Origin of the sequence: Roseibium sp., assembly GCF_051016195.1 — a bacterium.
In the GTDB taxonomy this organism is placed as follows: domain Bacteria; phylum Pseudomonadota; class Alphaproteobacteria; order Rhizobiales; family Stappiaceae; genus Roseibium.
In genome coordinates, this window is sequence record NZ_CP134616.1 from 6,496,999 (window position 1) to 6,522,819 (window position 25,821).

A 25,821-nucleotide genomic window follows, 5' to 3' on the forward strand; every position below is an offset into this window, starting at 1 on the left:
CTACGCTCCCGAAACGAGGCTTTCGACCAGCAACAGGGCGAAGAGCATGAATAGGTAGAAGATGGAAAATTTGAACAGTCGGATGCATGCCTGGCGAGCGATGTCTCCGTCCCGCTTGCGCCAGACGTCTGCCGCAAGCGCCACAAAAACCGCGCCGAGCGCAGCCGATGCCACACCATAGACAGGGCTTGCGTAGCCGAGCAGGTAGGGCGCAACAGCGATCGGTGCCAGAAGCACGGAATAGATCAGGATCTGGTAGCGCGTGTTGGTTTCGCCGGCCACGACAGGAAGCATCGGCACGCCGGCCGACCGGTAGTCACCGCTCTTGAACAGCGCCAGCGCCCAGAAGTGCGGCGGCGTCCACATGAAGATGATGAGGAAAAGAACGAAGCTTTCCAGGCTCACGCTTCCGGTCACGGAAGCCCAGCCGATCATGGGAGGAAACGCACCGGCAGCCCCACCAATGACTATATTCTGCGGCGTCGAACGTTTCAGCCACATCGTGTAGACGACGACATAGAAAAAGATCGTGAAGGCGAGGAAGGCACCGGCGAACCAGTTGACCAGCAATCCGAGCGTCACCACCGATCCGATCGACAGCGTCATGCCGAACGCGAACGCTTCTTCGCGGGAAATCTTGCCGGACGGGATCGCGCGTTTGCGCGTCCGCGACATGACCTCGTCGATGTCAGCGTCGTACCACATGTTCAGGGCACCCGACGCTCCGGCGCCGATCGCAATGCAAAGGATCGCAACGGCGCCCAGGATCGGGTGCACGGATCCGGGGGCCAACATCAGACCGACGAACGCGGTGAAGATCACCAGCGACATGACGCGCGGTTTCATGAGCGACACGTAGTCACCCACAGATCCCATGCCGCCATCCCAGGCGGCAGTGTCCTGACCCATTGTATCGTGGCGCTCAGCGAGCGACATACGCATGCCCTTCACTTGTCGTTTTGTTCGCTCCGCCATCCGGCGGCGAACAGGACGTCTTGGTCCAACACTCTTTCAAGGGAGCACCGCGCTGGCAGGCAGCGCGGTGCCTCGTTTCTTTCCGGGGACAAACCCCGGAACTTGTCTTACTTGATCCGCGGCAGCGTCTCGAACTGGTGGTGCGGCGGCGGAGAAGACAACGTCCACTCCAGGGTCGTCGCCCCCTCGCCCCACGGATTGTTGCCAACAGCCCGCTTCTTGGCGAATGCCTCGTAGATGCCGTATAGGAAGACCAGAACCGCAAATGCGGAAATATAGGACCCGATGGACGACACGAAGTTCCAGCCAGCCAGCGCGTCCGGGTAGTCGGCATAGCGGCGCGGCATGCCGTTCAGGCCCAGGAAGTGCTGCGGGAAGAACACGAGGTTCACGCCGATGAAGGTGATCCAGAAGTGCGCCTTGCCGATGGCCTCGTTGTACATGTAACCGAACATTTTCGGGAACCAGTAGTACCAGGCGGCAAAGATCGCGAATACGGCGCCGAGCGACAGGACGTAGTGGAAGTGGGCCACCACGTAGTAGGTGTCGTGGAACGCGCGGTCGAGACCGGCATTGGCCAGTTGCACCCCGGTGACACCGCCGACGGTGAAGAGGAAGATGAAGCCGATCGCCCACACCATCGGTGTCTTGAACTCGATCGACCCACCCCACATCGTCGCGATCCAGGAGAAGATCTTAACCCCCGTCGGAACGGCGATCACCATCGTTGCGGCAACGAAGTAGGCCTGTGTCTCGGACGACATACCGACGGTGTACATGTGGTGAGCCCACACGATGAAACCGACGACGCCGATCGCAACCATGGCGTAGGCCATGCCCAGGTAGCCGAAGATCGGCTTGCGCGAGAAGGTCGAGATGATGTGGCTGACGATACCGAAGCCCGGAAGGATGAGGATGTATACTTCCGGGTGACCGAAGAACCAGAACAGGTGCTGGAACAGGATCGGGTCGCCGCCACCGGCGGGATCGAAGAAGGTGGTTCCGAAGTTACGATCCGTCAGGAGCATGGTGATCGCACCGGCCAGAACCGGCAACGACAGCAGCAGCAGGAACGCGGTGATCAGCACGGACCAGGCAAACAGCGGCATCTTGTGCAGGGTCATGCCCGGCGCACGCATGTTGAAGATCGTGGTGATGAAGTTGATCGCACCGAGGATGGACGACGCGCCCGCAATGTGCAGCGACAGGATCGCGAGGTCCATGGCCGGACCCGGCTGCCCCGATGTCGACAAAGGCGGGTAGATTGTCCAGCCACCGCCAACACCGTTCATGTTGCTCGGACCCTCGACGAAGAGCGACAGCAGCAGCAGCAGGAATGCGGGCGGCAGGAGCCAGAAAGAGATGTTGTTCATGCGCGGGAACGCCATGTCGGGCGCACCGATCATGATCGGAACGAAGTAGTTGGCATAGCCGCCGATCATGGCTGGCATGACCATGAAGAAGATCATGATCAGGCCGTGGGCCGTCGTGAACACGTTGAACATGTGCGGGCTGCCGAAGATCTGCATCCCCGGATCCTGCAATTCCATCCGCATGCCGACGCTGAGTGCGCCACCCACGATCCCGGCAAAGATCGCGAACATGAGATACATCAGACCGATGTCTTTGTGGTTGGTCGAATAGACCCACCGGCGCCATCCATAGGGATGGTCGTGTGCCGCATGTGCTTCGCTCGCAGCCATTTGGGGCTCCCTCTTTAGATTCTCTCGGCGACGCTGCGTCTCATCGCGCTTCGCCGGTCAACCGATGGCCGCCGCGTTACTTCGCGGCGACGGAGATGTCGTCACGCTTGCCTTGTGCAAGCTTCTTTTCCTCGTTGATGGATGCCATCAGCTGTTTGTTGGCCGTTTCGAGGTCGTCCTGCGCGGCAGCAGCCCATGCCTGGTACTGCTCCTTCGAAACCACCCTGATCACGATCGGCATGAACGCGTGGTTTACACCGCACAGCTCCGAGCACTGGCCGTAATAGACGCCTTCGGTACGGGCGCGGAACCATGTCTCGTTCAAACGTCCCGGGATCGCGTCGATCTTGAGGCCCATGGACGGCATCGCAAACCCGTGGATCACATCCTCCGCGGTAACTTGCACGCGCACTGTCGTATCGACGGGAACAACCATTTCTGTGTCAGCGGCAAGAAGGCGCGGCACTTCGGTCAGGGTCACGCCGCGCTCCGCGGCGACAGCTTCGCGGTCGGCCAGGGTCTTCGCCGCATCCGTCGGGTCACCGATCATGTAGCTGTCGAAGTAGAGATCGCCCATGCCCTCGTCGGTATATTCATAACCCCAGTACCACTTGTAACCGATCGCCTTCACGGTCATTTCGTATTCGGGGATGTCGAGCTGCTTGTAGAGCAGCCGGAAGGACGGAATTGCAATCACGACCAGGATCAGGATCGGAATTACGGTCCAGGCCACCTCGATCATGGTGTTGTGAGAGGTGCGCGACGGCACCGGGTTCGCCTTGGCGCTGTACTTCATGATGCAGATCACGAGCAGCGCGAGGACGAACAGCGTGATCACGGTGATGATCACAAGCGTGAAGGTATTGAACCAGGTGATGTCGTCCATCACCTCAGAGACCGAGGCCTGAAAGCCCAGCTGCCAGTTCGTCATTCCGGATTCAGCTGCCAGGGCCGCGGTGGAAACCCCGGCAAATGTCGCCGCCATACCGGCCAGTGTCATGAGACGCTTGAAGATCGACTTCACGTCTGCGCTCCCTTCCCTCAGCCGCAGCTTTGCGGCGCATGCATACATTCCGGACCTTGCGAATTGGTCCAATCCGGTCGGGCAGTAACGGGCTTGGCGCAACTTCGCAAGCCTGAATCTGCCGAACCCGGTCATGGAACCATGTCGTCCAGTCGCTGGACTATAACCATAAACACCTATCAAGGGCGATGGTTACTGTTTGCCAGAGCGGCGATCTGCCGCATCACACAAGCAACACCCTCGTGCCGCACAAAAAACACAAGAAACGCCATGCTGCAACGGAATTTCCCACTTTTCACAGCCGCGCGCACACACCTTCGTGTTGAGACATGTCAAGGACACGCCGATTTTTGACAAAAATTGCCGTTAAACGCTCGCCCAACCCCCGTCGGACTGGAATCGCGCGCCATCATGCGGCAATGTCTGGCCGGGCCCAAACATGATTCGCGCGGCATCCCGATTTTTCTCGGTGTGCAGTCGCGGGATCGGACAACGATTGACCGGAGGATTTCTTGTCAGCACACACACAGCCGTCCTCTCTTGCGCGCCGGGATCGCCGCACCGGCATACGTTTTTCCGCATTCGGTCTCGTTGCGGCCCTCGTTTTTGGCAGCCTCGTTCAGGGCACCGTGAGCGCGCGCGCCCAGGGAGAGGTCCGCTCCTCGCATGGCGACTGGCAGATGCGTTGCGACACGCCTCCGGGAGCTTCCAGTGAACAGTGCGCCCTCATTCAGAACGTCACTGCTTCGGATCGCGAGAATGTCGGCCTTTCGGTGATTGTCCTGAAAACAGCCGACAAGCAGGCGAGGATCCTGCGCGTTCTGGCTCCCTTGGGCGTTTTGCTTCCGTCTGGTCTCGGACTTCGTGTCGACAATGCGGATATCGGGCGCGCCGGGTTCGTGCGCTGCCTGCCGAATGGGTGTATCGCCGAAGTCATTCTGGAGGACGAGTTGCTGACCAAGCTCAAGGCCGGAGCACAGGCGACCTTCATTATCTTCCAGACCCCGGAAGAAGGCATCGGAATACCGATATCCCTGAACGGATTTTCGGACGGGTTCGACACGCTGCCGTGAGCCGCCCTGTTTTTTCCAGAGACTGAAGACCGCGGCTCATGCGGTCTCGTTGTGCTCCTGAGGTTCGTCCCGCCTGTCTTCGGCGCGACGCCGCGGTGTGACCTTGTGCAGCCGGTCCGATCCGGCAAACATGCCCTCTTCCATCTGCACGGCAAACCGTTCCTGATCCCGTGCGCGCACATCTTCCTCGATCTGGTCGATCCGGTCGAGCGGTGTGCCGAGGGCCTCAAGCGCCGCGCGTCCGAAGACAACGCTTGATTCGAACGTCTCGCGGATCTGATAGTCGACGCCCCGCCTCGTGAGATCCAGAACATGCGCCCGGTCAGTGGCGCGGCAGAAGATCAGGGCGTCCGGAAACCCCTCGCGGATCTCGTCAATGGCCCTGGCCATGATCTTGTCGTTTTCGATGCACATGGCGACAAGAGCCGCTTTTCCGGCACCGGCGGCAGCAAGAACGTCGGCCCGGGTGGCGTCCCCGTAATAGACCTTGTAGCCCTGCTTGCGCGCGTAATCGATCCTGTCGGGCCGGTTGTCGATGGCGGTAATCTCCAGTCCCTCGGATGTCAGGATCTGCGCGACAACCATTCCGAACCGGCCGAAACCGATCACGAGAACAGTCGGCGCCGCCTCTTCGAAGGTCTCGATGGACGGATTCTCGACGCCACGCGCCTTGGCCCGGGCGGCAAGGCGGTCGAGCCCCAGGCAGGCAAGGGGTGTCAGCAGCATCGTCAGGATGACAATGGCGTTGAGAAGATTGGCGGTCTGATAGTCGAGCAGGCTGTTGCTGACGGCTGCGGTGAAGAGAACGAACGCAAACTCACCGCCTTGCGGCAGGGTGACGGCGATACGCATCGCGTCCGAGTTCGACGACCCCGTACCTCTGGACAGTCCCCAGAGAAACAGCCCCTTGAGGACCATGACAATGGCAACACCGGCTGCGACGATAATCCAGTTTTCGATCACCAGCGAAAAGTCGAGCGACATGCCGACAGCAACGAAAAACAGGCCCATCAGGAGTGAGCGGAACGGTTCGATATCCGCTTCAAGCGTATGTCTGAAGCTCGATTCCGCCAGCAGCACACCGGCGAGGAAGGCACCCAGCGCCATCGACAAGCCGACCGAATGCATGATCCCCGCGCTGCCAAGCGCGACCAGAAGGGCCGCCGTGAGCATGACTTCCCGCGCACGGCTGGCCGCCAGAAACAGGAAGATCGGCGAGATGAGATAACGCCCGGTCAGGATCACCGCTGCAACGGCACCCAGGACGATCAGAACTTCGGTCACGATTTCCGTGGCCGTTGACGGACCTTCGCCCGGTGCCAGGATCGCGACCATCGCAAGAAGCGGCACGATGGCGATATCCTGGAGCAGCAGTATGCCGAAGGCACGCTGGCCGTAGGGCGATGACAGTTGTCCGCGCTCCTGAAGGATCTGAAGGGCAAAAGCGGTTGACGACAATGCGAGGCCGAACCCCGCCACGAAGGCCGTTGAAAAGGGCATTCCGACCAGCCGGGCAACCGCGAACAGGCTGGCCCCGGTCAGGACCACCTGGGCGGTTCCCAGCCCGAATATGTCCCGCTTCATGCGCCAGAGTTTTCTCGGATCGAGCTCCAGCCCGATCACGAACAGCAGCAACACAACGCCAAGTTCCGCGACATGAAGAACATCTTCGCCCGAACCGAGCAGTTGCAGGCCGTGGGGGCCGATCGCAGCGCCGGCCGCCAGATAACCGACGACAGAACCAAGGCCGAGACGCTTGGCAATCGGCACAGCGACGCAGGTGGCAGCCAGAAACACGATCGCTTCTGCAAAAAACGGAGGTGCGCCCTCTGTTGCCATCCCTACTCCTTACGTCGCCCCGGCGTAGACCCCTTGTTCCCCGTCGATCAAATCAGGATTTGATTAGATTTTAGCTAAGATAGAGCAATTGGCTTTGACAAATATTAAAGTTCTCCCCCCGGTTGTGCTGATTTTGAGGGCAATCGGCCGGATCCGTGCGGTTGCGAAGAAACGCGATCGTTCGAGGCCTTCAAGGCGCAGGTTCCATCAGTGCAACACTTTGCGCGGTTTCAGATCAGCTTATGCCTGTCCAAAAAGCTGAACAGGCCGTCACGGGACGTGAAGACGTGACCTGTCAGCCCTGCCCGTTCGGCTCCCTCGACATTGCCTTCGCGGTCGTCGACAAAGGCGCTCTCCCCCGGTGTGTAACCGTATCTGTCGCAGATGCGCTGGAATACGAGCGGGTCTGGTTTTCGCGCGCTGAACTCAGCCGAGACATGCGCTTTTTCTCCAAATATTTCAACGACATCCGGCGCGCAGATCGGAAAGGCCAACTTGAGCAACATGCCGTTGTTGGTCAGGAGCGCCAGGTCAGCCTTTCTCGACAGGCGGCGGACAAGATCAAGCACATCGTGCCGCGGACGCATCATCTGCCGCCGGATGTCTGCCCATGTGTCGAAATCGATCGGATATCCGAGCAGTTCGGCGTATTGGGCGAGATAGCCTTCCGGCGTTGCCGGAGAACCGGCTTCTGCCCGGATTTCATGCGGCCCGCCCCAGACCGCAGCATCGATTTCGCTCGCTGGACGCCCGGTCAGTTTCTCCAGAAGCCCGAGACGTATCTGGTGATCGTAGTCGTAGAGCACTTCGTCCATGTCGAAGATGACGAACCTGATCTGCTGCATCTTCGATCCGGAACTCCATTCAAACGGCGGTACCGCCGATCGTCATTTCGTTGATCCGCATGGACGGCTGGCCAACGCCGACCGGAACACCTTGCCCCTGCTTGCCGCACGTTCCCATGCCGGGGTCTAGCTTCATGTCGTTGCCGATCATGGCGACACGGGTCAGCGCATCGGGACCATTGCCGATCAGCATCGCGCCTTTGACGGGAGCACCTACCTTGCCGTTCTCGACCCGGTAAGCCTCGGTGCAGGAGAAGACGAACTTGCCGGAGGTAATGTCGACCTGGCCACCACCGAAAGAAACCGCGTAGATCCCATCCTTCACCGATTGAAGAATCTCCTCCGGGTCCTTGTCGCCCGCCATCATGACCGTGTTGGTCATGCGCGGCATGGGGATGTGCGCAAAGGACTGGCGGCGCCCGTTGCCTGTCGGCTCCATTCCCATCAGGCGCGCATTCTGACGGTCCTGCATATATCCGGTGAGAATCCCGTCCTCGATGAGGACGGTCCGGCTTGCTGGCGTGCCTTCATCATCAACGCTCAGAGATCCGCGCCGGTCGGGTATTGTCCCGTCATCCACGATCGTGACGCCCGGAGAGGCTACGCGCTCGCCCATGAGCCCGGCAAAAGCCGATGTTTTCTTGCGGTTGAAGTCTCCTTCGAGGCCGTGTCCGACGGCTTCATGGAGCAGAATCCCCGGCCAGCCCGGGCCAAGCACCACATCGAAAGAGCCGGCGGGTGCCGGAACGGCCTCAAGGTTCACGAGGGCCTGACGCAGCGCTTCGTCAACACCACCCTGCCAGTTTTCGGCGGTGATGAAACGCTCGAAGCCCTCACGGCCGCCACAGCCGAACATGCCGCTTTCCTGGCGGTCGTCGTTGCCGGCAACGACTGAAATGGATAGCCGCACCATCGGACGCACGTCGCGCACGAGGTGTCCGTCAGCGCGCAGGATCTCGACCACCTGCCATGATCCTGCAAGCGACGCCGTCACCTGACGGACGCGCGGATCCTTCGCCCTCGCATAGGCGTCGATCTCCTGCAGGAGTTTCACCTTCTCCTCGAAACTCGGGCCGCCAAGCGGATTGGCGTCGGTGTAGAGCGACTGGTTGGTTCGTGCCGGCGGAGCCGCGTAACTGCCGGAATAGCCCTTCTTGACGGCGCTCACGGCATCTGCGGCGCGTTTCAGCGCACCTTCGGAAATATCGCCCGCATGCGCGTAACCGGCGGCTTCCCCTGCAACGGCCCGGAGCCCGAAACCCTGGGCCGTGTCATAGTTTGCGCCTTTCAGCCGGCCATTGTCGAAAACCAGTCCTTCGGTCTGACGGTATTCAACAAACAGTTCGCCGTCGTCCGCTCCGGACAGCGCCTCCTGCGTGATGTTTTTGGCTGCATCCAGACCAAGGCCTGACGTTTCGATGAGGTCGGTCGTTGAAAAGGTCATGTGCGTATCCTGTTCCTGCCCATATTCTCGTGGGCTGGCCCGCTCAAGACAGCAGACCGTTTTCGTGTTTCCTCAGAACATAGGGACATTGCTTCCGTTTTTCACATGAAAAGCTGGAAAATTCACTTGAGCATCATTTAACTTGAATATAGTACTCCACTTTAATTCGTTGCCGCTCCTGCCGCAACGCAGCCAAGTGACCCGAGAGTAGGGACCCTAGCCAATCCACTGAAACACCAATCGATATCCGCTGCTTGAGCATGCGGAGCGAGGATTGCTTTTGTCCAAATTCTTCCTGACACCCATCGGGTGTTCCCTGAACGCCTTTCATGATCTGGCCGCACAGCGGGGAGACGGGCTCCATCCCGCGCTCAAAGAAGCGCTGTCAAAAAGCGGGACGGTGTCCGGACCGCCTCGCAAAAAGGATCAGAACGCAGATAACGTCATTCAGGGCAGCTTCGGGTCCACTGCCGGCGGCTCAGTCACCGAGCGGCAAGCCGAAAAATGAACGGAATCCTTGTTGCCATGCATCTGGTTGCCTGCCAGCCGGATCTTCTGATCTGCGAGGACATGTCCGTGAACACCAAGCGCTGGACGAGTATCGAAACCTGCCGCAAGGACAGGACGGCCGAAATGTTCCGCATCCAGCAGGGCTTGCCTGACTGGGCGGTCGTGATGGCGCGCTGCCGATATCTCATCAGCCGGGATCGCCGGTCCACAGCCGCATTCTAGGTCACACGCAAAAAATTATGGTTCGTTTATTCCGGCCATGGCTTGCCGGAAAGCCTCGACCTGCCGTACAAGACAGGTGAAACCAGCGAAACCAGACAACACGCCGCCGACAATGAACCGATACGAGAACCCACGAATTCCGAGCGAAGCCCGCGTCCGCTATCTGGATGGCGACTACCAGGTGGAAACGCCTGGAACATTCGTGCGCTGCGCGGTTACCGGGGCGGCCATTCCGCTGGACGAACTCAAATACTGGTCGGTCGAGCACCAGGAAGCCTATGTCGACGCCAAGGCATCGATGAAACGGTACCTGGAAAACCGCTAGATTTTTCGGCTAGCCGTCAAAGGACCTGGCGCGCAGCGTTTCCCGGACAAGCGCGATCAGCCGATCCGGGTCATCGATCTTCATCGCGATATCCAGGACCTCCGTCTTCGCGGTCAGCCAGCGGAACAGTTCCGTGTCCAGAGATGCAAAGCGCGTCATGTCCTTTCGCGTCGTGACCAGTTGCAATTCCTCGCTCTCCGCCACCGTCAGCAAAGCCCGCGCGTCCGTTTCCGTGTATCGATGATGATCTGCGAATTCCCGGGTCTTCGAAACCGTGTAACCCATATCGGTCAGCGACTTGAAGAATTTTTGCGGGCGCCCGATACCGGCAAAGGCGAACAGGTGACGACCCTCGAGCGTCTCATTCGGCCGTGGCTCTATATGCGCATGGAGGAGGGGAAGTCCCTTGCGCCCCGCAAGGTGGACGGCCTCATCGGCCTCATCCCCCTCGCCGACCAGGACGAGACAGTCAGCCTTCACGATCTGCATCTGCGCCGGTGCGCGCAAAGGACCTGCCGGCAGGCACAAGCCGTTACCGAAGCCGGTGCTGCAGTCAACCAGAACCAGGCTCAAATCCTTTGCAAGAGCCGGGTTCTGGAAGCCGTCATCCATGACGAGACCGTCTATCGGCTGTTCTTCGGCGAGGCGCGCGCCGGCCGGCCTGTCGGACGAAATGACCGTTGGTGCATGCGCTGCCAATAGCAGCGCTTCATCGCCAACGTCCGACGCATCATATGTTTTCGGATCGACGAGCAGCGGCCCCTTCCTGCGCCCACCATAGCCTCTCAGCAGGAAACCGGGTGCGTGACCATCTGACCGCAACAAGCGCGCCAGTTCGATTGCAAACGGGGTCTTGCCCGTGCCGCCGACAACAAAATTGCCGACGCAGATCACCGGCAGCCGGCTTCTTGCCCGCGGTTTGCGGTGCATGCGCCGTCCGGATACCCGGCCATAGAGCCACGCGGCAGGCCTCAGAAGATGTGCCAGCGGCGGCAAGGTCCGATGCCACCAAAAGTCAGGTGCTCTTTTCATCTTCCGGTTCCGAACGCAAGCCGCTTCCCGCGCGATTCAAATCGCGCTGCAGCAGTTCAAGGGTTTTTCCAAGCGCGCCCCGTCCTTCTTCCACGAGCGATCTGGCCGTTTCCGCCTGCCCACGGCCCCTGCCCGGGTCTCTCAAAAGCGCGCCGGCACTGTCGGCAAGGCCAGCAGGATCGCCTACGCGGATGGCCGCGCCCCTGTTCCAGAAATCCTTGTACACACCGCGCGCATTGGCAACTTTCGGTCCAGTGATCAATGCGGACCCGACAAGAGCTGCTTCAACCGGATTGTGCCCGCCGACGTCGACGAAAGACCCGCCGAGGAACGTAACCGGAGCGATCCTGTAATACAGCCCCATTTCGCCCAGCGTATCACCAAGGAAGACATCCGTTTCCGGGCGCAGCGGTTCGGAAGTGCTGCGCGCGGCGAGCACCAGACCGCGCTCACCGGCCTCCTGAACGATTTCCGGAGCCCGTGCCGGATGCCTGGGAACCAGCGCGAGCAGCAGGTCGGGGAATTCCCGGCGAAGCCGGTCATGGGCCTCAAATACGATCTCGTCCTCGCCCGGGTGGGTCAGCGCCGCCAGCCAAACCCGGCGGTCACCGATCTGGGACTTCAAAAGTGCCAGCGTTTCCTCATCCACCATGGGTTCGGAAGCATCAAACTTCAGGTTCCCGGGGACTTCCACGTTTTTGCATCCGACAGACTCGAAGCGCTCTGCATCTGCCCCGCTTTGAGCCAGAACGGCATCAAGGCAGCCGAAAATGTAGCGTGACGTTTTTGGGATACGCGACCAGTTCCGCCGTGAGCCATCTGACAGCCTCCCGTTCAGAAGCACAAAAGGAATGCCGCGAACGGCCATTTCGTCGAAAAGGCACGGCCAGATTTCGGATTCGACCACCATCGCCAGGTCCGGCGACCAATGATCGAGAAACCGTTTGAAAAGCCCCGGCGCATCATAGGGGACAAACTGGTGGAATGCGCCTTCCGGCAGTCTTTTGTCGGCAAGTTCCGATGCGGTGACAGTCACTGTGGTCAAAAGCACGTTGTGACCTTCATTCGTCAGTGCACCGATCAGGGGAAGAACCGACATGGTCTCGCCGACACTTGCGGCATGGATCCAGACCAGGCTCCCGCTTGGACGCACGCGCTCGCTTTTCCCGAACCGCTCGGCCTTGCGGGCGGGAATTTCCTTTGAGGAGCGGCTTCGAAACGCAAACAGCGCATGAAACAGTGGTGAAGCGCCCTGCGCCGCGGCCCGGTAGAGACTGAGCAGGAGTGGACGCTTTCTAGCCATCCGACCTGCCGACCAGTTCATAGGCATGCCGCGTGGTGGCGTTCAGGCCGTTCTCGACTTCCAGACGGAACGTCTCAAGCGCATCGTCTTCCGTCTCGGCGGGCACCCAGATCAATTCGCCGACGGCAATGCTGCCGCGGCCGAAGGGGAGATTGATGCTTGCCTTGTCCCAGCTGTCGAGCTCGATGCTTCGACTTGTTGCCACGGCAACCGGCAGGATGGGGCGGCCCGAATGCTTGGCAAGCTGCACGATACCCTCCCCGGCCTTGCGCGACGGTCCTTTCGGAACATCGGCGGTCATGGCGATGCTGTAGCCGTCCTTCAGGGATCTGACGGCCTCGATGAAGCCCTTCATGCCGCCGCGTTTCTTGATCTGGCGGGCGTTGCGCCCCCCGGATGCCCTGATCAGACCCAGGCCAAACTTGCTCGCGGCGATCGCGTTCACTTCTCCGTCCGCGGACCGGGAGATCATGACCTTGGCGGGCCAATGCTGCGGTTTTGCAAAAGGCACCATGAAATGCTGTCCGTGCCACATCGCCACGATCACAGGAAGCTGTTTCTCGGTTTCATCGTGCACACCCTCAGGCTCTATCACAAACCGGTTTGTGTGATAGACCAGTTTCAGCCATGTGGCCATTAACGAACCGACAGTAGCCAGTACCCAGGGATGGCGGCCGAGGCGCTTGATCATTCTTTTTTCGCCCGATTGGTTCGTTGCTATTCCGCCGTGTCCGGATCCAGAAGGCGATGCATGTGCACGATGAAGTACCGCATGTGTGCGTTGTCGACCGTCGCCTGCGCCTTGGCTTTCCAGGCCTTGTAGGCCTCCGCGTAGTTCGGGTAGATGCCCACGATATCCAGCTCGTCCAGATCCCGGAACGTCAGTCCTTCGGGTGTTTCAAGCTCACCGCCAAAGACAAGGTGCAGAAGCTGTTTCGGGGTGTCGGTCTCGCTCATGCGCATCCTCGCTGAATAAATGGAGCGGCAGTCTGCTAACGGAGAATGTCTCCAAGGACTGCGCGCACTGGTCCTATAAGCCCGGTCGATGCCGCGATCAATGCCGGGTGGCCTGTCCTCGGACGATTGTAGGTCAAAACCTTTCCGTCCACGTCCGTCAGAGCGCCCCCGGCTTCCTGAACGACCAGATCGGCAGCCGCGAGATCCCAATCGCTTGGGCCACCGCGTGCCGTGCCGACATCGATGCGTCCGGCCGCGACCACAACCAGACGGTATGCGAGTGAGCGGAGGATGTCCGTTTTCTGAAACCCGGCCGCCAGCACATCGGTATTCGAAACAATGGAATGCGGCCCGGTCAAGGTTGCCCCGGAGACATCGAGCCGGTTTGAAACCGAGATCGCGCTCCCGTTAAGAAACGCACCGCTTCCCGCCCGCGCCGTGTACATTTCTTCCCGGATGGGACAGAAAACGGCTCCGGCGACCGGGCGCCCGTTTTCCACGACGGCAACCGAAATCGTCCATTCCTCGCCGCCCGACAGAAAAGCCCGTGTCCCGTCTATCGGGTCGACGATGAACACGCGCCGGCAGTTCAGCCGTGCCCTGTCGTCAGCGGTTTCCTCCGACAACCATCCGTAATCCGGACGCGCCGTCAGAAGACGGTCCGCCAGAAACCTGTCGACGGCAATATCGGCCTCGGACACGGGTGACTTGTTTCCCTTGAACCAGGTTTCCAGCCCTTGGCCAAAATAGCTCAGTGCCAGTGCCCCGGCCTGGCGCGCCGCGGTTTCCAACAGATCAATGTCGGCATCCCGTTCGCGATCGCGGGTATCCAGCTCAGCTTCCGGCAAGCGCCATTCCTTCGATCATGACGGAGGGGGTTGCCGCCGAGTAGCGATTGTCGAGATCGCTCCCGGGAACCAGTCGCTTGAACATGTCGTTGAGGTTGCCCGCAATCGTGATTTCGCTGACAGGCTCTATGATTTCACCGTTCTCGAACCAGAAACCCGCAGCCCCGCGCGAATAATCGCCTGTGATTCCATTGACGCCGTGACCGATGAGATCGGACACCAGCAAGCCGCTGCCGGCTTCCGCCATCAGTGCTTCCAGCGTCTTTTCACCAGGCATCAGGGTCACATTCGTGGCGCCCGGCGACGTGCCACTGCCGCTCCGGTGCGCCCGGCCATTCGGGTTTAGCCCCAGTTCGCGCGCCGATGCGCCGTCAAGAAACCAGTGCTGCAGCACGCCATCCTCGACCATGTTGAGCACGGCGGCGGCCGTTCCCTCTCCGTCGAAGGGACGCGTCGCCGCCCCCCGGCGCTTGAACGGATCGTCGACCACCTGGATCCCCGGTGCAAAGACCGCTTCGCCCATGCGATCCTTTAGGAAGCTTGTCTTGCGCGCTATTGATGCGCCGTTTATCGCGCCGGTCAGGTGACCAAGAATGCTGCGCGCTGCGCGCGATTCATAGATAACGTTGGTCGTCCGTGTCGACAGCTTTTGCGGGTTCAGTCGACGAACGGCGCGTTCCCCTGCCCTGCGGCCAATGTCCGCCGGCCTGTCGAGGTCTTCGAAATAGGTCCGGCTGTCGAAGTCGTAGTCGCGCTCCATCGCCGTGCCGTCCCCTGCCACCGCGGTCATCGACATGCCATAGCGCGAGGTCAGGTAAGCCCCTTCGAAGCCATGGCTGGTCGCCAGCACCACGCCGGCAAGCCGCCAGGACGCTCCTGCGCCGCCGGATTTGCTCACGCCTGAAACAGCCAGCCCGGCGGCCTCGGCTTCAAGTGCGATATCCGTGAGCGCGTTAGCGGTCATTTCCTTGCTGTCGAGAAGCTCCAATTCCGGCAATTGCCTGACAAGCAGCGTGTCGTCGGCGAGACCCGCAAACGGATCTTCCGGCGCAACCCGCGCCATGGCGACAGCGCGTTCGGCGAGTGTGTCGGGGTCATCCAGCTGATTTGCGGAGACGGCAGCGGTCTTCTTGCCGACGAATACGCGCAAGGTGACGTCGTCTCCTTCGGCGCGTTCGGTCTCTTCAACCTTGCCTTCCCGTACATCGACGGAAAGGGACACGCCGGTCACGGCAACGGCATCGCAGGAATCGGCTCCGGCTTTCCGGGCAGCTTCGACGAGACGTACTGCGCGCGACTGCAATTCGCTCTGATCAATCATTTCCGACATTCAATCCGCCTTGATGTGTCTGTTCCATACGCCCCGCTTCGGCTGTTGTTTACGCCCAGCGCCGTGGCTCCGCAACAATTAGAGGTCACTGGATTACATAGGAGCGTTGCCAGCGTATTGAACCATCTTCGGAAATTTGGCTCCGGCTCAATTCGGACACAGCCATGAACAGATCGTTTCCGACGTGCTTACATTCCGGTAACCCTCTTTGAAATCAGAGTTTTTTAACTCTATCTCTTAAGTGGTTCACGACATTTCTCAGGTAGCTTTCACCGTATCAAGAGACCAAAAGGTCCGACGGAGAGTCATTTGAGACATCAAACAGAACAACAGGTGCCCGCGGCAACCGGGAATGATGCAGAAACACAACTGCACCCCGGTTGCCTGCCGGTGCAATTCACCCAAAGGCTCGAATCCCGTCCCGGAACGCCCTCTCTTCCAGCCGACATCTTTCTCGATGAGACCAGGGTCGTCTACAAGCGGCGTGTTGCCGGCGTGCCCGTCAACGTGGTTGTGCCCGTCAGCGGCTTCGACGGCGTCATGGTTCGCATCGTTCCAGGCCAGACTGCCGGCAGTGTCGTCACGGCGCTGATCCTGAAGCACCCCGACAGCGCCCTTTCGATCACGCTTGCGGAAACCGAGCACTCCGACGAACTTGCAATCCTCTGGAGCCGTTGGGCGCACACCCTGAAGCTGCCGATGCTGGTCTGCGACCTGGGCGGGGACGTCAAACCGATTGACGCTTACAGTGCAACATCCTCGGATCAGCCGGCACCACGCCGGAAACTCCGTCTCCTGACCGGACGACGGCCCCGTTTCCTGAACAAGCGTTCAACGGGTCGCCACGTCGAGACGACTGCCAATTTCGCGCACGAACGCGAGATCATCGCCCGTACCTGACGGCATACCTGCGTCTGTCTAGAATGCAGAACCGATCAGCGCGTCTGCGACAAATCCCGCAAAAACGATCCACCCATAAGTGCTGTTGGACCGAAACAGCTTGAGACACTGGTCGCCGTCGTCGATGTCCAGGGCAATAATCTGCCAGAGCAGATGGACCGCGCCTGCCAGAATTCCGGCAAATGCAGCAGGACCTGCATCTGCAAAAGCCGCGGCAAGACCAAAGAGCACCGTTGCAAGCGCATAGAGCACGATGAGTGCAGGTTTCGTATGGGATCCGAAAAGCCGCGCCGTCGACCGGACCCCCACCAGCGCATCATCTTCCTTGTCCTGGTGTGCATAGATGGTGTCGTAGCCGATCGTCCAGCAGATACCGCCGAAGTAAAGCAGCACCGGCGTCAAGGCCAGCGATCCGAATTCCGCGGCCCATCCCATCAAAGCACCCCAGGAAAAGGCAAAACCCAGAAACAGCTGCGGCCAGTCCGTGAAACGTTTCATGAAGGGGTAGATGGCAACAGGCACGAGCGAGGCTATTCCAAGCGCGATCGAGAACATGTTGAACTGGACAAGCACGAGAAGTCCCAGCAGGGCCTGTGCGGCGAGGAAAACCTTGGCCTGGGTCTTGGTCACCTGTCCGGCCGGTATCGGACGCGACCGCGTCCGCTCCACTTTCGCATCGATATCGACATCAACAATGTCGTTGTAGGTGCAGCCGGCACCGCGCATGGCGACAGCGCCGACAAAAAAGAGAACAAGATGCCAGAGGTTCGGCACCGTGTTTCCGGCTGCAACAGCGGCAAGTGCCGCCGACCACCAGCATGGCCAGAGCAGCAGCCACCAGCCAATGGGGCGCTCCCATCTGGCCAGCCGTGCGTAAGGACGCATTCCCGCCGGCAGTTTCGTGTCGACCCAGTGCTGCTTGACAGCATCCGCGACTGGTCCGGTGTCCCTGGTGGAGAAAAACATGGGCTGCCCTTTTCGAATTCGGTCGTTCTACCGAATTTCAATGCGGATTACATCTTGCAAATGGTCACAGCCACTACGGGGGCTCTGGTGCCGGTCCCGGCACCGGACGTGTTTGCCGCAGGCGATGCTCCGTGATAGACCGCGATCTCGCATGGTCGAACCAGGTCAAGCCCGGTCGGCTCGATGGACCGTTTGAAGAGATCCGCTTGACATGAAACTCCTGCTTATCGGCTCCGGCGGCCGTGAACACGCTTTGGCATGGGCGCTTGCCAAGTCCCCGAAACTGACAAAGCTCTTCGCCGCTCCCGGCAATGCTGGTATTGCCGACCTGGCGGACATCGTGCAGCTTGATGTTGCCGACCACCCGGCCGTCGTTTCGTTCTGCAAATCAAACGCTATCGATCTTGTTGTGGTTGGTCCGGAAGCGCCTCTGGTCGCCGGCCTGGTCGATGATCTGGACGCCGCAGGGATCAAGGCGTTCGGCCCGACCAAGGCTGCTGCGCAACTAGAGGGCTCCAAGGCCTTCACGAAAGGCGTTTGCGACGAGGCCGCGATCCCGACCGCTGCTTATGGCCGCTTCACAAAACAAGATGATGCGCTCGCCTATCTCCGGCAGAAAGGCGCTCCAATCGTCGTGAAGGCGGACGGTCTTGCCGCAGGAAAGGGCGTCGTGGTGGCAATGACGCTCGCTGAAGCGGAAGACGCCGTGACCGCATGTTTCGACGGTTCTTTCGGCGACGCCGGTGCGGAAGTCGTTGTCGAGGAATTTCTCGAGGGCGAGGAAGCCAGCTTCTTTGTCCTTTCCGACGGAACCAACGCACTTGCGCTCGCGACCGCGCAGGATCACAAGCGCGCCTTCGACGGCGACGAAGGTCCCAACACGGGCGGCATGGGCGCCTATTCGCCGGCTCCGGTCATGACGCAGGAACTGGTCGACCAGGTGATGGCCGAGATCATCTCCCCGACGATCGGAACGCTGGCCGCGCGCGGAACACCTTTCAAGGGTGTGCTCTATGCGGGCCTCATGATCACTGCCGACGGCCCCAAGCTGATCGAATACAACACGCGGTTCGGCGATCCGGAATGCCAGGTTCTGGTCATGCGCCTGAAGAGCGACCTGCTGGAACTTCTGCTCGACAGTGTCGATGGAAGACTGGCGAGCGCACGCGCGCACTGGCACGATCAGGCCGCTCTCAGCGTCGTGATGGCGGCGAACGGTTATCCGGGAGCTTACGAAAAAGGTACGGAAATCCGCGGTCTGGAGCAGATGGGGTCGGATGAGCTGCAGGTTTTTCACGCCGGAACGAAACGCGACAACGGGGTCCTGCGCGCCAATGGTGGCCGGGTCCTCAACGTGACGGCTCTGGGCAACTCGGTCGCGGACGCGAAAGCACGTGCCTATGACGCAATCGGAAAAATAGACTGGCCGGACGGGTTTTGCAGAAGCGATATCGGGTGGCGTGCGATCGCCCGTGAGGCAATAGACGAAAACTGACGTAGGCCAACCAGCCGCCATCCGCGCTTATGTGCACTTGCGGTTCGGCGGAGCCTTGGCCGTGCAGGCGCACAACCGGCAGGCTTTCGTCCTTTCTAAGCGGGGAAGTGACTTGACCAGGGAATTGCCGGATCTCTTTCCGGGCTTCGAAACCAAAGTCGTGCAGGCGAAAAACACGGACTTTTTCTGCCGGATCGGAGGATCAGGGCCGCCGCTTCTGCTCCTCCACGGCTATCCGCAGTCCCACGTCATCTGGCACAAGATTGCCCCAAGTCTGGCACGTCGCTTCACGCTGGTCATGCCCGACCTTCCCGGCTACGGACGGTCATCGATCCCGCCGAGAACAGCCGGTCACGGGACCTATTCCAAACGTGCCTGGGCAGCGGCGATCAACGACATGATGCGCGCCCTTGGCCATGAAACATTTTTCCTTGCAGGGCATGACCGGGGTGCGCGTGTCGGCTACAGGCTTGCGCTCGACTTTGCCGGTTCGGTCAAAAAGCTGGCCGTGCTGGATATCCTGCCGACATCGGATTACTGGGATCTGATGGACCGCGGCTTCGGCCTCAAGATCTACCACTGGATGTTCCTTGCCCAGCCGTTCCCGTTTCCGGAAAAGATGATTTCGGCCGCTCCCGTCCGTTTTCTGGAACATACGCTCGCAAGCTGGACTGCAGAGAAAACCCTTGATTGCTTTTCGGACGGTGCACTCGAACATACGAGAGACTGGTTCTGCCGGCCTGACCGGATATCCGCAAGCTGCGAGGATTACCGTGCGGGCGCGACGATCGATTATGTTCATGACAAGGCCGACAGGGACGCCGGCAACACAATTTCCACCGACGTGCTCGTGCTGTGGGGCAGCAAAGGCATAGCCTCAAGTGTCGACGATCCGTTGGCGATCTGGCGCCATTGGAACCCTCGGGCTCAGGGCATGTCTCTTCCCGGCGGACACTTTCTGCCGGAAGAGGCCCCTGACGAAACGGCGGATGCGTTGCTGAGCTTTTTCGGCGGCTGATTGAATGCCTGCCGAATAGTCCTCAGTCGAATTACCTAACCTCTGCAGTTCTTAATCTGAAAGACCCTCAAAAAATTTGATTTTCCCAAGAAAATCAACGAACTTCTTAATTGCATTTAAGATTTCCATTCAAGACAATTTAACTAATCTATCATATTAAAACTTGCGGCGACGAAGGTTTGCGGTGAGTGCCATGAAGGACTTCCAAACACAGACTGCAAACAGCCTCGCCAATGTGTTCGCAGCCGCGGCTGCCGGGGGTATTCGTGCTGGGTCTGGGCAGACAGAAGTCGATAAAACAGAAGAACCTGCGGGACAGCACTTCTCGCCGGCCCCGAACGAACACTTTTCTTGACCGCATCGTTGCGCGGCTTTCTCCAAAAGACGACCAGAATTTCGAAAAGCCGATCCGGCTGGTTTTCCTGTCCTTCCTGGGGCTGATCGTCTGCATCCTCATCGCGCAGAACATCTCGTCCGAGTTCCGGAACCTGCGCGAGCCGCAGGAGGCGATCGTGAACACCGCCGAACGGCTCGTGATGCAGCAAAAAAAACTCGGCGCCGACACACTTGCGGAGATTTTCGGGATCCTCGGCAACGGCACGGATCTTCAGGATGCCATTCGCGCAAAGGACGAACGCAAGGTGAGGCGCCTGGCGGCGGCTCTCTTTGCTTCCAAATCCGGTCGCCGCGACATTGTCGAGCTTTCGATCTTCAAACCCGACATGACGCCTGTCTATCCGCCGGAGGTGGCACCGGTCGCGCTCACGACTGCAGATGGTCGCGCAATTGATCCGGCTGAAATCGCAGCAGGCCAGCACGATGGAATTGAACTGGGTCCGGACAATCGGTTCGTTGTCGGAGTGCTGCGTCCCTGGATCTCCAACGGACAATTGCTCGGCTACCTGAAACTGACCACCGACATCGAACGTTCGCTGGCACTGGCAAGCACGGCCATCGATGCCCAGATCGTCAAGACGAGGCAGTTACCGGGACGGAACGCAAACGGTACCGACAGGACGATCCACAGGGTGCTGGGAAGCTTTGCACCCGGCGGCTTTGATCTGGATGTCTTTTCCAGCCCGGGCCGCGGCACGGGCATCGAACCCTTTTATGTTCAAAATGGCAGGATCTACATGGTGCGTGATCTGCCACTTGCCCCTGCCCGGGGCGACACCGCATTCACGCTGCGGGTCATCAAGGACGTCACGCAGAACATGTGGGCATTCTTGAGGGGTGTTCTCGTTTCGATTTTGATCGGCGTGGGACTGTCACTGATCACGTGGGCGGTGATCCAGCGTCTGCTGTCCGGTCTTCAGTCCTCGGTCCAGGTCACGCGGCATCGGCTAGAAGCGGAAGTTCGTGACTATACCAATCAGCTGGAAAGCAATGCCGCCAAACTTCTGGACGCCCAGCGCATTGCGACGGTCGGCAGCTGGGAACGCGATCTTGCCACAAACGAGGTCAGCGCAACGGAAGAGTATTTCCGCATCATGCACATCGACGGAAGCCTGCCGTCGAACCAGATCATAGACAAGGTCTACGCGCAGATACCCGAACATGAACGCCGGGCCGCACAGCTCATGGTTCAAAACGCGGTCGAGAGCTGCGGTGAATTCGACTTTGAACACTCGCTGATCCCGGAAACCGGCAAGCCCCGCGCGCTTCACATCCGTGGCTACGTGGAGCCGGGACCGGACGGAAATGCCGCGAAGGTTGTCGGTACGGTTCATGACATTACCGAGCGCAGCGAAGCAGAGCGGCGGAACCATTTGCTTGCAAACATTCTGGAATCGTCTCTCAACGAGATCTTCCTTCTGGACGCCGCCACATTCCGGTTCAAACATGCCAACCGGTGCGCTTTGAACAATCTGGGTCACGAACTGGAAAATCTGCAATCGATGCATCTTTGGGATGTCAATTCGATCTACAACGCGGATGCCATCAAGCACCAGGTCAGGCCGCTCCTGAGCGGAGACCTTGAAGGCATCGCGGCAGAAACCGTTCACCGGCGCAAGGACGGGTCGGAATATCCGGTCGAACTGCGCATACAGCTGCTGAAGGACAAGGACGAAGACCTTTTTGTCATCATCGCGAATGACGTGACAGAAAGGGTGATGCGGGAGACCGAGACACGGGAAGCAAGGGTGCGCGCAGAACGGCTGGCCTATTTTGATCCGCTGACCAAACTGTCCAACAGGGCCGGTTGCCAGCGCGATGCAAAACTGCGGTTCGAACGGGTAGACAAACCGGCTTTTCTGGTTCATGTCGACATGGACAATTTCAAGCGCGTCAACGATACACATGGCCATCTTGCGGGCGATTATTGCCTGGAGGAGACGGGCCGCAGATTGCGCGAAGTGTCGCGCGGTCTCGGTACGCCCTATCGCTGGGGCGGCGACGAATTCGTCATCATCGCGGAAAATGCAAGCTCCGACCCCAACGAACTTTTCGAACGGGCACGGCGGCTTATGCGCCTGCCGATGGAGTTCAACGGCAACAGGTTCTGGCCAACGGTCAGCATGGGGATTGCACTGTGCCCGGAAGACGGCGTGACGTTCGAGGATCTTCTCTTCAACGCCGACCTCGCGCTCTACCAATCGAAGGAAAGCGGCAAGGATCGCTTCACGTTCTTCAAATCCAGCATGAAGACGGAAAGCGAAACGGAAGCCAGGATCGAACGTGAACTGCAAAATGCGGTCAAGGAAAGCCAGTTCTTCATGGTCTTTCAGCCGCAGGTCAATTTGCGGTCACAGAACATCACGGGTATCGAAGCCCTGATCCGATGGGATCACCCCGAGCACGGCGTCCTTTCGCCGGCGGATTTCCTGCCGGTCGTCGAAAAGACCAGCCTTGCTCCGGTTCTCGGCGAAGTCATCATCGACAGGGCGTTTGCTGCCGCCAAACACTGGCTTGTCAGCGGGCTCGATTTCGGCCGCATCTCGGTAAATGTATCCCCTTCTCATCTCGCTTCCGGCCTGCTGGTGGAACACTTCAAGGCCGCGATGGCGAAATACGAGATCGGTGCGGAGCGGATTACCGCCGAAGTTTTGGAATCGGTGTTCCTGAACGATAACCGTTCCGGTCATCTGGCGGCGCTCCGGGAGTTGTTCGAACTTGGCGTTCATATCGAACTCGACGACTTCGGCACCGGCTACGCCTCGCTGACCCACGTCGCTGACCTTCCAATCAACGGATTGAAGATCGATCGTTCGTTCACCGCCCAGATGATCGATGACCCGCGCAAGGAGGCGGTCGTCAATCAGCTGGTCCATCTTGCGCGATCTCTGAACATCGCGGTGGTCTGCGAAGGTGTCGAGACCGAGGCGCAATACCACCGCCTGCGCATGATGGGCGACTTCTCCATCCAGGGGTACCTGATCGCCGAGCCCATGCCGCTCGACCAGATGACCGAATGGATGACCGAAGCTTCCGACGATCTTTACTTCGTCATCTGACAGCAAGCGGTATCAATGCTTTTGTGAGCTTGCCGGCTTGCCTCTGCGGCAAGTTTCCCTGGCTTGGAATCCGATGCCCGCGCCCCCATGTCAAAGCAGACGATCGAAGAAAGGAAAGCGGACAACATGACCGCGCAAACGGCGACCTCAACGACTGCCCCACGGATCGGGCTTGCCCTGGGAGGCGGCGGTGCCCGCGGTCTGGCCCACATCCCGGTTCTTGAAGCCTTTGACGATCTGGGGCTGAAGCCTGCCAGGATTTCAGGAACTTCGATCGGTGCTATTCTCGGTGCGGCCTACGCGAGCGGCCATAGCGGCGAGGATGTCAGGCGCATTGCTCTGGAGCTGTTCGCCGATCGAAACAACGTTCTTTCCAAGGTCTGGCAATTGCGGCCGAAGCGATTTGCCGACATGTTCCGGGCTCGGCCGGTGCAACTTGATCCGGAACGCGTTCTTGAGGTTTTTGTTGCCGAGTACCTGCCAGGGAGTTTCAAGGATCTGCACATTCCGCTTCGCGTGCTTGCAACGGATTTTTTCGGGTGTGAAGAACATGACTTTGAAGAAGGACCGCTCCTGCCTGCGATTGCGGCGTCGATAGCGATACCTGCCATCTTCCGTCCGGTGCAGCACGAAAACCGGTTTCTTATCGACGGTGGTGTCGTCAATCCCCTGCCTTTCGAAGGCATGCGCTCCGATTGCGACATCGTTGTCGCGGTAGATGTCGTCGGTGCACCTGTACCGCGATCCAACAGATCGGATATCAATATGCTGGACTCCCTGTTCGGTTCATCGCAGATCCTCATGCAGACGATCACAACCCAAAAACTGAAGATGGAACAACCAGATATTCTGGTGCGTCCGCCACATGACACGGTCCGTGTTCTTGATTTCCTGAAAGCGGAGCAAATTCTTGAAAGAGCCGAAGCGCTGAGAGCATCAACAAGAGAAAAACTGTCAGCGCTGACAAAACAACCTATGATAGTTACTTGAAAACGCCTAAGTAAATTTCACCACCCACATGATTTTTCCTGTAAATAAGCCGGAAATTAATTTTTTTTTAACGCCACTGGGGAATATTATTCTTAAAAACCAGAGGTAAGACAATGCACAAATCGGGGTCTGCGGATCTGGAGAATTGTCCAGTTCCCGAGGATTTGCTGAAACATCTGCTTGAGGCGACACTGAACGTTGTCACGGATGTCGGAATTGAGCTTCCCGAACGCAAAAGGGCGGCACTCGCGGTTTATTGTTACAGACGCTCTCATCTGCGCCGGCTGGGGCTGTCGCTGGCAGCACTTTGCAGCCGGTCGTCCCTGGTGATGGAAGCCGGACATGCCGGCGAGCTCATTCACCTGCAGGCACGAGCGAACACGACTGGTGAGGCAGATACGGACATCCGTCAGCGCGGTGGAAAAGCGCCGGTCAGCCTTCACGTCGTCTGAAGTTTCATTCGGGGCTGGTTCTTCCTCCCTCCCGCCCCCACCTGCGGCAACCGCCTCCGCGAAATTCGACGCGCTGGCCGGTTGCCTTTTTCTTTGGTCTTTCGGGCCTAGAATGGTTCCGGGGTAGCTGGAACCGTTCTAGAAATCGCCAATGACATCAAAGTCGTGCAGGCGTGACCAATTTTCGTGCTTGCCTCGGCCCAGCCGACCGCTACTCTTTTAGGCAGCCCGGTCGAAATCAGGGACGAGCACATGAGCAAACGCATCGAAGCTTCGAGCCAGACATCCCGACGCGTCCACGGCGCGCGCCGAACCGCCGTGATCCTGATGGGTCTTGCGTTCGCAGCCATTGCTTCGCCTGCAATGGCGATCTGCCAACTCGTTGCAAACGCGCCCTACCTTGCTCCCAGAGATGATGAAGTCCGGGTCTGGCAAGCCGCACTCCAGGCCGGGGAAGTGCAGATCAGGTATATCGGCCATTCCACATTCGAGCTGGAAACGCCCGGCAGCGTTCGCATTGCCACCGACTATAACGACATTCACCGCCCGTTCCTGACGCCGACGGTCGCGACGATGAACGGCGCGCATTCCACCCACTATTCGCTTTCACCGGATCCGGACATCGAACACCTGCTCTACGGATGGAACCCGGAAGGCGGCCCGATGGATCACGACATCACGGTCGGGGATGCGCGAATCAGGAACATCCAGACAAATATCCGAAGCTGGGATGGCGAAACACGGCGTCTGGGCAACTCTATCTTCATTTTCGAGATCGCTGACCTGTGCATTGCGCATCTGGGCCATCTGCATCACAGGCTGACCAAAGAAGATTACCTGCGGCTCGGCCAGATCGATGTCGTTTTCGCCGCGATCGACAATTCCTCGACGCTGCGTCTCGACAGCCTGATGGACGTTCTGAAGGGCATCGGGCCGGCGATGATCATCCCGATGCACTTTCATTTCGCGGGCGCCTTGCCGGCGTTCACCGGCCGGGCAACCGAAGCCGGCTACGAGATCGTGCAGGCGGAAACTCCCCAGCTTGTCATCAGCAAGGCAATGCTTCCGGCAAGAACGACCGTCTATATCATGATGCCTGGGGGCGCCTGACCGGC

Annotated in this window: 24 protein-coding genes; 11 read left to right on the forward strand and 13 right to left on the reverse strand. The window is 59.4% G+C overall.

Translation table 11 applies throughout. The annotated features are described in order from the left end of the window. The 3 genes from RDA78_RS29490 to coxB all read right to left on the reverse strand — a co-directional run bounded on the left by RDA78_RS29490 (position 1) and on the right by coxB (position 3,702). Complete coding sequence (locus tag RDA78_RS29490) at positions 1-936, reverse strand: heme o synthase (RefSeq protein ID WP_434056235.1); 936 nt, start codon at positions 934-936, stop codon at positions 1-3. A gap of 146 nt (positions 937-1,082) precedes the next feature. Continuing rightward, positions 1,083-2,678 (reverse strand): cytochrome c oxidase subunit I, encoded by a 1,596-nt coding sequence (ctaD, locus tag RDA78_RS29495; protein WP_306140998.1) that lies wholly within the window; start codon positions 2,676-2,678, stop codon positions 1,083-1,085. A gap of 76 nt (positions 2,679-2,754) precedes the next feature. Next, complete coding sequence (coxB, locus tag RDA78_RS29500) at positions 2,755-3,702, reverse strand: cytochrome c oxidase subunit II (RefSeq protein ID WP_434053299.1); 948 nt, start codon at positions 3,700-3,702, stop codon at positions 2,755-2,757. A 629-nt stretch (positions 3,703-4,331) separates the two neighbouring features. Between coxB and RDA78_RS29505 the strand changes: the two genes are divergently transcribed. After that, entirely contained in the window at positions 4,332-4,775 is a 444-nt protein-coding gene (locus RDA78_RS29505) for an invasion associated locus B family protein (RefSeq protein WP_434056236.1), read from the forward strand. 36 nt (positions 4,776-4,811) lie between these two features. On the opposite strand, the gene RDA78_RS29510 is transcribed toward RDA78_RS29505, so the two are convergent. From RDA78_RS29510 to tldD, 3 genes are all read right to left on the reverse strand, one after another. Beyond that, on the reverse strand, positions 4,812-6,614 hold the full coding sequence (locus tag RDA78_RS29510; RefSeq protein WP_434053300.1) for a monovalent cation:proton antiporter-2 (CPA2) family protein: 1,803 nt from the start codon (positions 6,612-6,614) through the stop codon (positions 4,812-4,814). Between the two features lie 230 nt (positions 6,615-6,844). Then, positions 6,845-7,459 (reverse strand): HAD family hydrolase, encoded by a 615-nt coding sequence (locus RDA78_RS29515; protein WP_434053301.1) that lies wholly within the window; start codon positions 7,457-7,459, stop codon positions 6,845-6,847. 19 nt (positions 7,460-7,478) lie between these two features. Beyond that, complete coding sequence (gene tldD / locus RDA78_RS29520) at positions 7,479-8,903, reverse strand: metalloprotease TldD (protein ID WP_434053302.1); 1,425 nt, start codon at positions 8,901-8,903, stop codon at positions 7,479-7,481. 274 nt (positions 8,904-9,177) lie between these two features. Between tldD and RDA78_RS29525 the strand changes: the two genes are divergently transcribed. The 3 genes from RDA78_RS29525 (at position 9,178) to RDA78_RS29535 (ending at position 9,960) form a co-directional block, all read left to right on the forward strand. Continuing rightward, positions 9,178-9,411, forward strand: a complete 234-nt coding sequence (locus RDA78_RS29525; RefSeq protein ID WP_434053303.1) for a hypothetical protein — start codon at positions 9,178-9,180, stop codon at positions 9,409-9,411. Beyond that, positions 9,408-9,635, forward strand: coding sequence for a hypothetical protein (locus RDA78_RS29530; protein WP_434053304.1), 228 nt, complete (start codon positions 9,408-9,410; stop codon positions 9,633-9,635). The genes RDA78_RS29525 and RDA78_RS29530 overlap by 4 nt, the downstream gene beginning before the upstream one ends. A 112-nt stretch (positions 9,636-9,747) precedes the next feature. After that, a complete protein-coding gene (locus tag RDA78_RS29535; RefSeq protein ID WP_306141004.1) occupies positions 9,748-9,960 on the forward strand; it encodes a DUF2093 domain-containing protein in 213 nt (70 codons plus the stop codon). 9 nt (positions 9,961-9,969) lie between these two features. Here the strand turns inward: RDA78_RS29535 and lpxK are convergent, their stop codons facing one another. The 6 genes from lpxK to RDA78_RS29565 are packed head-to-tail and all read right to left on the reverse strand — an operon-like array spanning position 9,970 to position 15,430. Continuing rightward, on the reverse strand, positions 9,970-10,992 hold the full coding sequence (lpxK, locus tag RDA78_RS29540) for a tetraacyldisaccharide 4'-kinase (RefSeq protein WP_434053305.1): 1,023 nt from the start codon (positions 10,990-10,992) through the stop codon (positions 9,970-9,972). Further along, positions 10,976-12,295, reverse strand: a complete 1,320-nt coding sequence (locus RDA78_RS29545) for a 3-deoxy-D-manno-octulosonic acid transferase (RefSeq protein ID WP_434053306.1) — start codon at positions 12,293-12,295, stop codon at positions 10,976-10,978. The genes lpxK and RDA78_RS29545 overlap by 17 nt, the downstream gene beginning before the upstream one ends. After that, complete coding sequence (locus RDA78_RS29550) at positions 12,288-12,986, reverse strand: lysophospholipid acyltransferase family protein (RefSeq protein ID WP_434053307.1); 699 nt, start codon at positions 12,984-12,986, stop codon at positions 12,288-12,290. The genes RDA78_RS29545 and RDA78_RS29550 overlap by 8 nt, the downstream gene beginning before the upstream one ends. Before the next feature lie 26 nt (positions 12,987-13,012). Further along, positions 13,013-13,252: a DUF4170 domain-containing protein gene (locus RDA78_RS29555; protein WP_434053308.1), complete on the reverse strand. Its 240-nt coding sequence runs from the start codon at positions 13,250-13,252 to the stop codon at positions 13,013-13,015. Positions 13,253-13,287: 35 nt separating this feature from the next. Continuing rightward, positions 13,288-14,100 carry a 3'(2'),5'-bisphosphate nucleotidase CysQ gene (locus tag RDA78_RS29560; protein ID WP_434053309.1) on the reverse strand — a complete coding sequence of 271 codons (813 nt, stop codon included), beginning with the start codon at positions 14,098-14,100 and terminating at the stop codon, positions 13,288-13,290. Further along, positions 14,087-15,430, reverse strand: coding sequence for a TldD/PmbA family protein (locus tag RDA78_RS29565; RefSeq protein WP_434053310.1), 1,344 nt, complete (start codon positions 15,428-15,430; stop codon positions 14,087-14,089). The genes RDA78_RS29560 and RDA78_RS29565 overlap by 14 nt, the downstream gene beginning before the upstream one ends. Positions 15,431-15,739: 309 nt before the next feature. Between RDA78_RS29565 and RDA78_RS29570 the strand changes: the two genes are divergently transcribed. Next, positions 15,740-16,330, forward strand: coding sequence for a DUF6101 family protein (locus RDA78_RS29570; protein WP_434053311.1), 591 nt, complete (start codon positions 15,740-15,742; stop codon positions 16,328-16,330). An 18-nt stretch (positions 16,331-16,348) separates the two neighbouring features. On the opposite strand, the gene ubiA is transcribed toward RDA78_RS29570, so the two are convergent. Beyond that, positions 16,349-17,296: a 4-hydroxybenzoate octaprenyltransferase gene (gene ubiA, locus RDA78_RS29575; RefSeq protein WP_434053312.1), complete on the reverse strand. Its 948-nt coding sequence runs from the start codon at positions 17,294-17,296 to the stop codon at positions 16,349-16,351. A gap of 211 nt (positions 17,297-17,507) precedes the next feature. Between ubiA and purD the strand changes: the two genes are divergently transcribed. The 6 genes from purD to RDA78_RS29605 all read left to right on the forward strand — a co-directional run bounded on the left by purD (position 17,508) and on the right by RDA78_RS29605 (position 25,816). Then, positions 17,508-18,791, forward strand: coding sequence for a phosphoribosylamine--glycine ligase (gene purD / locus RDA78_RS29580; protein ID WP_434053313.1), 1,284 nt, complete (start codon positions 17,508-17,510; stop codon positions 18,789-18,791). 112 nt (positions 18,792-18,903) lie between these two features. Continuing rightward, positions 18,904-19,809 carry an alpha/beta fold hydrolase gene (locus RDA78_RS29585; RefSeq protein ID WP_434053314.1) on the forward strand — a complete coding sequence of 302 codons (906 nt, stop codon included), beginning with the start codon at positions 18,904-18,906 and terminating at the stop codon, positions 19,807-19,809. 266 nt (positions 19,810-20,075) lie between these two features. Continuing rightward, complete coding sequence (locus RDA78_RS29590) at positions 20,076-23,264, forward strand: putative bifunctional diguanylate cyclase/phosphodiesterase (RefSeq protein WP_434053315.1); 3,189 nt, start codon at positions 20,076-20,078, stop codon at positions 23,262-23,264. 126 nt (positions 23,265-23,390) lie between these two features. Further along, entirely contained in the window at positions 23,391-24,254 is an 864-nt protein-coding gene (locus RDA78_RS29595) for a patatin-like phospholipase family protein (RefSeq protein WP_434053316.1), read from the forward strand. Between the two features lie 113 nt (positions 24,255-24,367). Further along, on the forward strand, positions 24,368-24,706 hold the full coding sequence (locus RDA78_RS29600) for a hypothetical protein (protein ID WP_434053317.1): 339 nt from the start codon (positions 24,368-24,370) through the stop codon (positions 24,704-24,706). Positions 24,707-24,958: 252 nt separating this feature from the next. Beyond that, positions 24,959-25,816 carry an MBL fold metallo-hydrolase gene (locus RDA78_RS29605; protein WP_434053318.1) on the forward strand — a complete coding sequence of 286 codons (858 nt, stop codon included), beginning with the start codon at positions 24,959-24,961 and terminating at the stop codon, positions 25,814-25,816. Positions 25,817-25,821 lie beyond the last annotated feature (5 nt).